Here is a 12,043-nt window from a genome sequence, read left to right as displayed (position 1 = left end):
GAGACCATGTTGGTGCAGTCGGGTAAGCCGGTTGGTGTTTTCCGCACTCACGAGTGGGCACCGCGCGTACTACTTGCAAACTCAAACTTGGTTGGTGACTGGGCCAACTGGCCAGAGTTTCGTCGACTAGAACACCTCGGTCTCACCATGTACGGTCAGATGACCGCGGGTTCATGGATCTACATTGGCACCCAGGGAATTCTGCAGGGCACTTACGAAACTTTCGCTGCTGTCGCCGAGCAATCTTTCGGCGGCACACTTGCCGGCACACTAACTCTTACCGGTGGTTGCGGTGGCATGGGTGGTGCACAACCACTTGCAGTAACCATGAACGAAGGTACCTGTCTAATCGTTGACGTTGATCGCCGTTCACTTGAGATGCGCGTGCGCGATCGCTACCTAGATGAAATCGCCGACAACCTTGATCAAGCAATTGACCTGGTCACCAAATACAAGAACGCCAAGATTGCAAAGTCAGTTGGTGTGGTTGGAAACGCTGCAACAATTTTTGCCGAGCTACTAAAGCGCGAAGTCCCAATCGATATTGTGACCGACCAAACTTCAGCACACGACCCGCTGTATTACATTCCAGAGGGCATGTCGCTAGAAGACGCCAAAGACGCACGCGAAAACAACCCAGAAGACTTCACCAGGCGCGCCCAAGCTGCAATGGCAAAGCACGTTGAAGCAATGGTTGGTTTTATGGACAAGGGCGCAATCGTCTTTGACTATGGCAACTCAATTCGCGATGAAGCTCGTAAGGGCGGCTACGATCGCCCATTCGCTTTCCCAGGTTTCGTGCCGGCCTACATTCGCCCGCTGTTCTGCGAAGGCAAGGGTCCGTTCCGCTGGGTCGCGCTATCGGGTGATAAAAAAGATATCTATCGCACAGACCAGGCCATGATGGAGTTGTTCCCAGACAACAAACACCTACACCGATGGCTAAACATGGCGCAAGAGCGCGTGCAGTTCCAGGGTCTGCCAGCACGAATTTGTTGGTTGGGTTACGGCGAACGCGACAAGGCCGGAGCTGTTTTCAACGATCTAGTTAAGCGCGGCGAAGTTAGCGCACCAATTGTTATCGGCCGCGACCACCTTGACTGTGGATCTGTTGCTTCGCCTTACCGCGAGACAGAGGCAATGCTTGATGGCTCAGACGCAATCGCCGACTGGCCAATTCTGAACGCCATGTTGAACGTGGCCTCTGGTGCTAGCTGGGTTAGCCTGCACCACGGTGGCGGTGTTGGCATGGGGCGCAGTATTCACGCGGGTCAGGTATCGGTTGCCGATGGCAGTGATCTAGCGGCCGAAAAGCTAAACCGGGTGCTGACCAACGACCCTGGCATGGGCGTGATTCGTCACGTAGACAGCGGATACGACATTGCCAAGCGCGTGGCACACGAGAAGCACGTGCATGTGCCGATGCTTGATACTGAGTAAATGAGCACACTCTTTAACAACATTGGTTGTTTATTTACGAATAACCAAGATGGCACCGATGCCGCCTCGCGCGATTTAGGTGAAATCTGCGATGCTGCGATTGTTGTTGAAGACGGGAAAGTTGCGTGGGTAGGTGAAGCAAAGAATGCGCCGGCAGCCGATGAGCAAATTGACTTAAATAATCAAACAGTAATTCCAGGCTTTGTTGATTCACACGCACACCTGATGTTTGCCGGTGATCGTGCCGAAGAATTTTCTGCACGAATGCAAGGTCAGTCATACAGTGCCGGCGGTATCAAAACTACTGTTGCTGCAACTCGCAAAGCAACAGACGCACAACTTGAAGCAAACCTTGAGCGACTGATTGCAGAAATGCACGCCAGTGGCATCACAACTTTTGAAACCAAAAGTGGTTACGGTCTTGATGTTGAAACAGAATCACGTTCACTTGCAATCGCGGCCAAGCACACCAGCGAAACAACTTTTCTAGGGGCACACGTTGTGCCACAGGAATTTAGGGACTCGGCGAAATTTGGCTCAGTTGAAGCGGGAGCAGACGCGTACGTTGATCTCGTAAAAAACGCAATGCTCAGCGCAGCAACTCCGCACGCAAAATGGATTGACGTTTTTTGCGATCGCGGTGCATTCAACGTTGATCAAGCCCGCGAAATTTTACAAGCCGGAATCAACGCGGGTCTAGCACCACGCATTCACGCAAACCAACTTGAAAACATTGGCGCAATCCAACTTGCCGTTGAGCTTGATTGTGCATCGGCAGATCATTGCACGCATTTAACCAATCAAGACATTGATGCTCTGGCGAATTCAAATACGGTTGCAACTTTGCTACCCGGTGCAGAATTTTCAACTCGTTCAAAATATCCAGACGCACGAAAACTAATTGACGCCGGAGTAACCATTGCACTCGCCACCGATTGCAACCCGGGTTCTAGTTACACATCTTCAATGGCCTTCTGCATCGCACTTGCAGTTCGCGAGATGCACATGTCACCAGCAGAAGCACTTTGGTCGGCAACGATGGGTGGCGCAAAGGCGCTGCGTCGAAACGACATTGGTCATCTTTCTGTCGGCGCAAGCGCAGACTTTGCCGTGATCAATGCACCAAGCTACATTCACCTGGCCTACCGCCCGGGAGTAAATTTGATTAGCGAGACATACATTGCCGGAAGGGCCGTCACAAAATGAGAACCGTCACCATTAACTCAGCCGGCATGACCATGCAAGACGTGATCGATGTTGCCCGTCACAACGCCCGCGTCGAGATTTCAGAGCAGGCCCTGGCCGGCATGGCCGCCACCCGCGAGCACATTGAAAAACTGGCCAGCGGTGAGACCCCGGTCTACGGCATCAGCACCGGATTCGGCGCCCTAGCCAACCGCCACATTGCCATCGAAGACCGGGTTCAGTTGCAAAAGTCTCTGGTTCGCAGCCACGCCGCCGGAATGGGCGAGCCAGTTGAGCGCGAAGTCGTTCGTGCTCTAATGCTGCTGCGCCTCAAGACCCTGTGCTCTGGCCGCACCGGCGCCCGCCCGCTGGTTGCCCAAACCATGGCTGCCATTTTGAACGCCGGAATCACCCCTTACGTGCACGAATACGGCTCGCTTGGCTGCAGCGGTGACCTTGCCCCGCTGGCCCACTGCGCCATGGTTCTTATGGGCGAGGGCCGCGCCTTTGGGCCAGATGGCTCTGAACAACCGGTTCCTGAACTCCTAGCCGAGGCCGGCATCACCGCGGTTGAACTGCGCGAGAAAGAGGGCCTGGCCCTGATCAATGGCACCGATGGCATGCTGGGCATGGCCATCCTCGCAATCGCCGACCTAAATCACCTGGTGGATTACGCAGACAAGATTGCCGCCATGAGCGTTGAGGGCCTAATGGGCACTGACCAGGTCTTCCGCCCAGAACTGCACGAGCCACTTCGCCCACACCCTGGCCAGGCTAAGTCGGCAGCCAACATGTTTGCCGCCCTCAAAGATTCTGAAATCGTTGCCTCACACAAAATTGGCGACAACAAAGTTCAAGACGCCTATTCACTTCGTTGCGCTCCGCAAGTTACCGGCGGTCTTCGCGACACCATCGACTACGCAACTGTCGTAGCAACTCGCGAACTTGCCGCAGCCGTTGATAACCCAATCGTTCTAGAAAACGGTGAGGTCACCAGTAACGGAAACTTCCACGGCGCACCCGTTGCCTACATTCTTGATTTCCTTGCAATCCCGGCAACAGATCTTGGTTCAATGTCAGAGCGCCGCACCGATCGCATGCTTGATCAAAATCGCTCAAGCGGCTTGCCGCCATTCCTTGCCGCCGATGCCGGAGTAGACAGCGGACTAATGATTGCGCAATACACCCAAGCCGGATTAGTCAGCGAGAACAAGCGTCTTGCCGCGCCGGCCAGCGTTGACAGCATTCCATCATCGGCAATGCAAGAAGATCACGTATCAATGGGTTGGCACGCGGCGCGCAAGTTGCGCAAAGTTGTAGACAACCTGCGCATGATTCTTGCTGTTGAACTTACCGCCGCTGCCCGCGCAATTGAACTTCGCGCACCAAACAAGCCTTCACCGGTCAGCGCAGAATTAATTTCTCGTCTTCGCAAGGTTGTGCCAGGAATGGGCACCGATAGATTCCTAGCGCCAGAACTTGCCGCCGCAGCAGAGTTACTGCGTTCATGAGTACCGTGCAAATGAATCAGTTACCAAATGATCCGCACTGGCCGCGCGCCAGCGCGTGGTTAAAGTCTGCCGATGCAACTTCAAATTACGATCTTGGATTATTTGGAATTCCCGCGCACCTAACTTCAATTTCTAAAACCAACGCTCACTTAACTCCAGCCGCAATTCGCGAGGCGCTGCAGCGTTACTCAACTTTTAGTTGGTCAATCAATAAAGATGTTTCGCAACTTTCATTCGCCGACTTTGGTGATGTTGAAAATCCAGATGCACTGATCAACAATGGTGAATTAGATTTCAGCGGTGAAGAACGCACAGCAACACTCGCACAACAAGTTGCATCGCGAACCAAACTTGCCATTGGGCTAGGTGGTGATAACTCAGTCACCTACGCAATGGCAAAGGGTGTTTTCGCAAACAACAGTGCAACGGCGGGATTGATTACGTTTGATGCGCATCACGATCTGCGCGATGGCGTCAGCAACGGTTCACCGGTTCGTCGCCTGGTTGATGAAGCTGGTCTAGATGGCAAGCGCATTGTGCAGATCGGCATCGCCGATTTCTCTAACTCTGCCGCCTACGCAAAGCGTGCAAAAGATTTTGGTATTCACGTAATTCCGCGCACCGCACTTCGTTCACGCAGTGCAGCCGATGTTGTTGCCGAGGCAATCCAGATTGCCGGCGCAGCCGGTGGCCCAATTCACGTGGACTTTGATGTTGATGTTTGTGATCGTGCAGCGGTTCCTGCCTGCCCGGCTGCCGCCCCGGGCGGAATCAGTGCAGATGAATTCCGCGCCTTCTGCTTTGAGATCGGGCAGGCTGCCGGGCGCTCGCATGCCGACACCCCTGCAGGTCCACACGCTCAAATCAAATCGGTTGACCTCACAGAGATTGACGCGTCGGCAGATTCGGCCGATGGTCGCACAGTTCGCCTAGCCGCCTTGGGCATTTTGGAGCTGGCCGCCGGCTTTATGCTCTAAGCATGACAAACTCGGCATTTACTCTTCCTGAACCGCAAATCATTGACCCGGCATCGGTGTCGTCTCTCCGTTGGGGAATCATGGGAGCTGCCGGCATCGCCGAGTACTTCGTATCGGGTGTTCAGAAACACACCAAGCAGCAAATAGTGGCGGTTGCCTCGCGCACACCGGGCAAGGCAGAGGACTTCGCCAAAAAATTCGGAATCGAATCACACGACAACTACGAAGACCTGCTTGCTCGCGATGACATTGACGTCATCTACATTCCAACTTTGCCAACTCAACACCGCGATCACGCGCTGCAGGCCATCGCAGCCGGCAAACATGTGTTGGTTGAAAAACCGGTAGCGCTTGATCCAAAAGAAGCTGCCGAGATTTTTGCCGCCGCCAAAGCAAAGGGTGTGCTTGCCATGGAGGCAATGTGGACCCGATACCTTCCGCAGTACAGCATCATTCGTCAACTTCTTGCCAACGATGCACTTGGTGAAATTGATTTGCTTGAGGTATCGATGTGTCAGGCAAACCTAGAAATTCCGCGACTTTGGAAGAAGGGTCACGGCGATCCATTCTTTGACATGGGAATCTACCCGGTTAGTTTTGCGCAAACATTCTTGGGTAACCCAACCAGCATCACCGCTCAGGGGGTGCTGCACCCAAACGGAATTGAAGAAGAAGTTTCAGTGCAGCTCAAGTACGCATCTGGTGCACGTGCTTACATTCTGATGTCTGCACGCGGTGCGGTTCCTGGTGTTGGTTCAGTTGGCGGATCAAAAGCAAAACTAATGGTTGGTCCAGAATTTTTTATTCCAACCACCGTTTCAATTGCCAATGTTGATTTCAATGCACCATTCACCGCTTGGAAAGATGAAACTGGAATCGTTGCGCACGAAGGTCTTTCATACCAAGCAACTGCACTGGCAAGTTTTGTTGATCAGGGTCTACTTGAATCACCTTACGAATCTCACGCAGATTCAATTGCAAACCTAGAAGTTTGTGCAGAGATTATTCGTCTGATTGGCGCGCAGATCCTTTAGGCCAAACACCAAGCACTAACGCAATCACACCAAGTGCGGTTGGAATCAAACCTTCGGGGGCTAACACCAACCACATAAACGCACCAAGAAAAATTGTTGCCGCCGCAGTAATGATTGCAAAAGAACGATTGCCTCGGCCAAGCAAGGTTACGAGACTCAAAACAATCGCGCCTAAACCAAGCACAGAGAAACTCAACACACTAAAAGTGATCATTAGTTCTTGCTCGTCCATAGTTTGAGTTTAGAACTTGTAGAAGGCCAAAAGAATTGCAATAGAGAACATCACAACAGCAATCACGAAATCAAGAATCTTCCAGAAGCTTGGCTTCTTCATCAACCCCGATGCCGCCTTGGCCCCAAAACCAATCGAGCTAAACCACAACACGCTGCCAACCGCAGCTCCGGTAGCAAACCACCACTTTGCCTCGCCAAATTGATTACCAATTGAGCCAAGCAAAATCACGGTGTCTAGGTAGACGTGTGGGTTCAAAAAGGTGAAACCCAGCACCGCCGCAACAACTTTTGCAGCCGAGCCTCCCTGCTCACCCGATGCATCTAAGCTCTGCACCTTGAAAGCTGACCTTAGTGACTTGATACCAAACCAGCCAAGGTAGAGCACGCCAAACCATCGGATTATTTCTAGCAGCCAAGGCAGCCCCTGAATCAAGGCGCCAAGGCCGCCAACCCCCAAAAAGATCAGCACGGCGTCTGACAGTGCACAGATCGCCACTACCAACAGCACGTGCTTTTTGGTGAGCCCCTGGCGAATCACAAAGGCGTTCTGGGCCCCAATCGCAATGATCAGCGAAAGGCCGGTCAAAAGCCCAGGCAGGAATGCAAACATCCAATAAGTCTAAACAGGCGGCCCGCTGCGGGGCGCGTCTAGACTTTTGCTTATGACCAGCCCAGCAGCAACCGAGCGCGTGGGCATTGTTGTACCAACCATTGGTGGCCGCCCTGAATACCTGCCCCTTGCCCTGCAATCCATTCGCGAAGCTGGCAACGCCTATGTGATTCTGGTGGGCAACAAGGGCTTTGATGCCTCAGCGTTCTTGGCAAACGGTCTAATTGACGAATACCTCGATGAGCCAGAGCCAGGCCTGGCCGCAAAGATCAACTTTGGTTTTCGTGCCCTGCCAAAAGACATCCGTTTCATGAACTGGCTGGGTGACGATGATCTGCTGACCCCCGGTTCACTAACTGCCGCGGCCCAGCGCCTTGCCCAACCCGATGCCCCGGTGCTCGTCTACGGCGGCTGCGAATACATTGACCCAAATGGCAAGCCGATCTTCACCAACAAAAGTGGCAAGTGGGCGGTGGAACTGTTGCGTTTTGGACCGCAGCTAATTCCGCAGCCTGGTGCGTTGTATCGTCGTGATGCATTTGAACGCATCGGTGGGCTAAGCAATAAGTTTGGTTGGGCCTTTGACTTTGAACTTTTCTATTCGCTAAGAGAAATCGGAAAGTGCGTTTACCTGCCAAAAACTTTGGCTAACTTCCGTTGGCACCCAGGCTCGCTCTCGGTAAGTCGTCGTCGTGAATCGGTGAACGAAGCAAGCGCCGTTCGCAAAGCGCATCTGCCAAAAACCCTTCGCCCAATCAGCGAACTTTGGGAGTGGCCGGTTCGCCAAGCAACCTATTTCGCCGGCCTGCGAGTCTCAAAAAAGTTATAAACACCCTTTGCAAATTGTCTGCACACCCAGCTATTCTTATCTTGCAAGCGGCACTAGCTTCTTGAAGTGAACTCGGTACCCTTCCGGACGGTCGGTGAGCCGAGTTTCGCGTTTAACCAGCGATCTCTCTGACATTTTCGACAAGTATTAATGAGCGACGCCTGAAATCTCCTCCCCGTGCATAACTCCAGGCAATAGCGTCTGCAATCCAAAGAATGGGTTCGGCAGACTTTCCAAGATGCTTATACTCAGTAACCGCACGCAAACCACGCCTCTCAAGACCTTGTCGAAGCAAAATCACATCGCTATTTTTCGCAGACTCTTCAAGCTCGAAATTAAGACTTGTGACTTGCAATTCAACTAGATCATCCATCAAGGCCTCTATACATACTGCCCTTGCCACAATCGGGTTAAGCCCCGCTACTCTGTATATTCTCGCTTGGACTCCCAACTCATCCAGCGCTTGAAGAATTTGTTTACGCCGGCTGTCTTTTTCATTTACAAAATGTATGTGTCCTTGCCCGGGCATCAGAAAGGATTTCATAATTCTTCTAAATTTCGTGAGATTGCCGGACGGCACCATTACCGCGGCTAGTAAGTAGGCTTTAGCCTTACTTTCATCTACATACACATGCACCTGGCAAGCGTACGCTCGCCCTAAGACAAAAAATAGAAGGTGTGAAAATTAGTGAATAAGTTTCAAGATCGAATAACCCTGGTCCTGCGCAACAATTTCTGCAGCAGAACTGAATTCAATATTTCCGATTGTGATCAGGTAGTCGTAATCAGCAAAACCTTCACCGGTCAGTTTTGAACCGTCTGGAATTGTTGCGTCGGCAATAAACGGTTTATCAATCCAAAACTTTGTGGTGAAGTTCTGATACCTAACCGGCCCAACAATCATGATCTTGTCGCCGGCAACATCGGCAAGTTTTTCTTTTGCAACTTGGCCGGCAACGTCAAAGTATGCCTCTTGCGTTCCAACTTGCGAAAGCAAATAACTTTGCGAACTAAACCCTGCAATCAACAACACCAATGGTGTAGCAACGTAAACAATTACTTTAGATCCCGCATTTGCCGAGAAAATCCAAACCAACGCAATCGCAATTCCAATCACACAAATAATCGGAATCACTGCCGGGCTAGACAAATAACCAGAAAGCAAAATTGAGTCGGCGAAACTTTGGTTGACGCCACTCAGATAGACCCAACCAAAAATAGTTGCGGCAATAATCACCGCAGCCTGAATCAGACGAACGCGCACCTTAGGTTCCACAAATTTCGCAAAAACTGCACCAGTTATTGCTAACAACGGAAACATGAATTCGTAGTAGCGGGTAATGATTCGCGAACTGTGGTCGTCACCCAAAGCAGTAACCACACCTTCAAACGCGCCCACCACAAAAGCAAATGAAACACTAAGCAGGCCTGCCAATAGCAAGAACTGACTTGCCGCAGAAACCTGCTGCTTCTTAATCAGTGCGTCTTTGATCACACTTACTGAGAGCATTAGCGGAATACCCGCAACGGTAAGCAAAAGCGCCAAATGAGCCAGCGAGTGCGGCACGAAAACATCAAAGAACCCAGGCCCGCTAGCCTCAGCAGCCACCACCGGCGAACCGGTACCCGCAGCAACCGGCGCACTAACACCGGCCCCAGCACCAGCCCCGGCCGACTGATTCACAAACTGATCAAAGCTGGCGCTGTAAGAGCTACCAAACAAAGACAGCCCGGCAGCCCCGGCAAATGCAAAGCCCCCGCCAAACTTCACAACAGCAAAGGCAACCAAATTGCCCAGCCCGGCAACCAACCCTTTGCCCAAGCTGCCGCCCTCGGAGCGCAGCGAAATCAAAACTGCAAAGAGTGCAAAAGCCGGCAAAGTAAACAACGCGTGTGGCTTTACCAGTGCACTCAACCCAAGCATCGCCCCAGCAGCAATCCACCACACCAACTTGTGCTTTGCCCCAGCAATCAACGCAACGTAGATAGTTGCAGTAATGAACGCAAAATACATTGCCTCTGGCATGAAGTAAGAAACATAAACGTGAATTGGGCTAAACGCAGCAACCGCTGCAATCATCGCGCCCCAGGTCACACTCAGCAATCGGTGCGCAATCAAAAAGATAAACGCCAGTGTCACAAAGAAAAAGAAAACATTCAGGCTCTTGCCACACTGATAAAAACCAGCACCACAGCCGCTAGTTCCCGAATACAACCAAGAGAACAAATAGTTCGGATACAACTGTTCAGCAAACGGAGTAAACCTTGCCTGCATGCTGTAAACATATTCATCCTGCATAACCGCAGGCAAAACCGGCCACACACGGCCAATAGAAATCAGAGCAGCAACAAACGGAACAACCAACCAAAAATATGCTCGGTCAAATTTTTTCACTGAACCCGTTCCAGCCACCATCAACCCCAAATTCCGTTCGAATTACTTCTTGTGCTTCACGCGCTTTGGCACAGACGCAATGTCATAACTCAAAAACGCCAACACCAATTGGAAACCCAAGATAACTGGCACCGCCGACAACATCACAGTTCCCGCAGTCGCCGGCACCATGCTCTGCACAGATTCCGCAAATTTCGTCACACCAAAAATAAATCCAAACCACCCAAGCGCCACACCCAAAGGCAACTCCAATGAAGCCGCGCTCATGTCACGCAAGTAGTAGTTATAAAAAAGTCGCTTGTGAAAACGCACAAAGTGCTTGCCCGGAAATTCAAACAGCGCCTTCAACACCGATAGGTTGCTCTTCTCATTCCCATAACGCGCCTCCATAGGCACATCCCAAACCACGGCACGCATAATGCTCAACCGATACAAAACATCTGATTCAAAGAAGAAACGCTTGCTCAACATATCAAGCGGAATGGCCTTCAACACGTCTCGGTGAATTGCGGTGTAGCCATTGGTTGGATCAGTCACATTCCAGTAACCGCTAGAAAGCTTTGACATCAAACTCAAAACGCCGTTACCAAGCACGCGCACACCTGGCATCTCACGCAGTCCAACCAAACTGTCAAAACGGTTGCCCTTGGTGTAGTCGGCATTGCCGTCGACTATCGGTTGAATCAATTCCCCAATCAACGCTGGGTCCATTTGCCCATCGCCATCAAGCTTCACAACAATCTCGGCCCCGGCCTCAAGTGCCTCGCGATACCCAGTGACCACAGCTCCGCCAACACCTTGGTTCTCACCGTGGGTCAAAACCACAACGCGCTTGTCGGCACACTTGGCCGAAACCAAAGCCCCCGAGCCCTCTGGGCAGGCATCGTCAACCACAAAGATTTTTGAGACTTCTTTGCCAATCTCTGAAATCACGTCAAGAATGTGGGCAGTCACCTTGTATGCCGGAATAACCACAGCAATAACTGGAGCCGATGCGCTCATTGACTGATCTCTCCCCTAGAAATTGATTCTTTGGCAAGTTTAGGCGCAGCCCAGCGACAAACGGCCAAAGGTTTTCCACATCTGCCCGGACTTCTTGACAAGGGATAAATATTGGGATAAATTCAGGGAAAGGAGGCAACCATGCAAGAAGTACTAACCAAAACCACAACTAGCGTTTCTAAGTTCAAGAACAACCCAGCAGAATCTTTGCGACAAGCTGCAGGCAAGCCTTTTGCCGTTTTGAACAACAACGAGCCTTCCTTCTACGTGCTTCCGCCCGAATTATTCGAAGAGGTTATGGAGATCTACTGGGAGCACAAAATGCGCGAAGAGTTACTAACAGCTTCTAGCCAGCGCAACCTAGCCATAAAGGTCAACCTGCAAGACTTATAAATGTGACTTATTCCCTCGAGTTCCACCCAAAGGCTCTCAAAGCATGGAAAGAACTCGATAAGGCTGTGCAGACCAGATTTAAGAAGAAATTATCTGAGCGGCTTGAAAATCCAGACATTCCCTCGGCTCGGCTTCGCGGAGACCTAAGTCAGTTTTTCAAAATAAAACTATCTTCAACCGGGCACAGACTTGTCTACGAGATTATTGAGCAAGACCTAACTTTGTATGTGGTCTCGGTTGGCCTTCGCGACGATTTAGCGGTCTATTCATCAGCCAAAATAAACACCGATACCTAGCCCCGCCCCAAATACCAATCCACAGTCTCAGCTAACCGCTCTTCAAAATTCCCCCGCACCGGCCGCCAACCCAATTCGGCCTCAGTCGCCGAAGAATCAATCGCATAGCGCAGATCATGCCCAGGCCTATCCGGCAC

13 protein-coding genes and 1 pseudogene are annotated in these 12,043 nt (G+C 51.5%); 8 read left to right on the top strand and 6 right to left on the bottom strand.

What is annotated here, in order from left to right; genetic code table 11:
- The 5 genes from hutU to Q0L28_RS06240 all read left to right on the top strand — a co-directional run.
- Positions 1 to 1,440: urocanate hydratase (gene hutU, locus Q0L28_RS06260; RefSeq protein ID WP_296633074.1), on the top strand; the 1,440-nt coding region annotated here is incomplete at its 5' end.
- Complete coding sequence (gene hutI / locus Q0L28_RS06255) at positions 1,441 to 2,646, top strand: imidazolonepropionase (protein ID WP_296633071.1); 1,206 nt, start codon at positions 1,441 to 1,443, stop codon at positions 2,644 to 2,646. It begins immediately after the preceding gene.
- Entirely contained in the window at positions 2,643 to 4,136 is a 1,494-nt protein-coding gene (hutH, locus tag Q0L28_RS06250) for a histidine ammonia-lyase (protein ID WP_296633069.1), read from the top strand. Before hutI ends, hutH begins: the two co-directional genes overlap by 4 nt.
- Positions 4,133 to 5,113 carry an arginase family protein gene (locus tag Q0L28_RS06245; protein ID WP_296633066.1) on the top strand — a complete coding sequence of 327 codons (981 nt, stop codon included), beginning with the start codon at positions 4,133 to 4,135 and terminating at the stop codon, positions 5,111 to 5,113. The genes hutH and Q0L28_RS06245 overlap by 4 nt, the downstream gene beginning before the upstream one ends.
- A 2-nt stretch (positions 5,114 to 5,115) precedes the next feature.
- Positions 5,116 to 6,147 (top strand): Gfo/Idh/MocA family oxidoreductase, encoded by a 1,032-nt coding sequence (locus tag Q0L28_RS06240; protein ID WP_296633063.1) that lies wholly within the window; start codon positions 5,116 to 5,118, stop codon positions 6,145 to 6,147.
- Here Q0L28_RS06240 and Q0L28_RS06235 read toward each other — a convergent pair.
- Complete coding sequence (locus tag Q0L28_RS06235) at positions 6,116 to 6,379, bottom strand: hypothetical protein (protein ID WP_296633062.1); 264 nt, start codon at positions 6,377 to 6,379, stop codon at positions 6,116 to 6,118. The genes Q0L28_RS06240 and Q0L28_RS06235 overlap by 32 nt on opposite strands.
- 9 nt (positions 6,380 to 6,388) lie before the next feature.
- Positions 6,389 to 6,991 (bottom strand): LysE/ArgO family amino acid transporter, encoded by a 603-nt coding sequence (locus Q0L28_RS06230; protein ID WP_296633060.1) that lies wholly within the window; start codon positions 6,989 to 6,991, stop codon positions 6,389 to 6,391.
- A 52-nt stretch (positions 6,992 to 7,043) separates the two neighbouring features.
- On the opposite strand from Q0L28_RS06230, the gene Q0L28_RS06225 reads away from it, so the two are divergent.
- Positions 7,044 to 7,820, top strand: a complete 777-nt coding sequence (locus Q0L28_RS06225; RefSeq protein ID WP_296633057.1) for a hypothetical protein — start codon at positions 7,044 to 7,046, stop codon at positions 7,818 to 7,820.
- A 112-nt stretch (positions 7,821 to 7,932) separates the two neighbouring features.
- Here Q0L28_RS06225 and Q0L28_RS06220 read toward each other — a convergent pair whose 3' ends face one another.
- From Q0L28_RS06220 to Q0L28_RS06210, 3 genes are read right to left on the bottom strand one after another with little or no spacing between them, the layout of a single operon-like run.
- A complete protein-coding gene (locus tag Q0L28_RS06220; protein WP_296633056.1) occupies positions 7,933 to 8,457 on the bottom strand; it encodes a hypothetical protein in 525 nt (174 codons plus the stop codon).
- A gap of 48 nt (positions 8,458 to 8,505) precedes the next feature.
- Positions 8,506 to 10,215, bottom strand: a complete 1,710-nt coding sequence (locus tag Q0L28_RS06215; protein WP_296633053.1) for a glycosyltransferase family 39 protein — start codon at positions 10,213 to 10,215, stop codon at positions 8,506 to 8,508.
- Positions 10,216 to 10,257: 42 nt separating this feature from the next.
- Entirely contained in the window at positions 10,258 to 11,217 is a 960-nt protein-coding gene (locus Q0L28_RS06210; protein ID WP_296633050.1) for a glycosyltransferase family 2 protein, read from the bottom strand.
- Positions 11,218 to 11,358: 141 nt separating this feature from the next.
- Here Q0L28_RS06210 and Q0L28_RS06205 point away from each other — a divergent pair, with 141 nt between their 5' ends.
- Positions 11,359 to 11,610, top strand: a complete 252-nt coding sequence (locus Q0L28_RS06205; RefSeq protein ID WP_296633047.1) for a hypothetical protein — start codon at positions 11,359 to 11,361, stop codon at positions 11,608 to 11,610.
- 2 nt (positions 11,611 to 11,612) lie between these two features.
- A complete protein-coding gene (locus Q0L28_RS06200) occupies positions 11,613 to 11,906 on the top strand; it encodes a type II toxin-antitoxin system RelE/ParE family toxin (RefSeq protein ID WP_296633043.1) in 294 nt (97 codons plus the stop codon).
- An 11-nt stretch (positions 11,907 to 11,917) separates the two neighbouring features.
- Here the strand turns inward: Q0L28_RS06200 and Q0L28_RS06195 are convergent.
- A pseudogene (locus Q0L28_RS06195) lies at positions 11,918 to 12,043 on the bottom strand (dTDP-glucose 4,6-dehydratase); the annotation flags it as partial.

Source organism: Rhodoluna sp. (assembly GCF_024639375.1).
Taxonomy (GTDB): domain Bacteria; phylum Actinomycetota; class Actinomycetes; order Actinomycetales; family Microbacteriaceae; genus Rhodoluna.
Note: the sequence above shows the minus strand (reverse complement) of the source record. Positions and strands in the feature narration are given on the sequence as shown.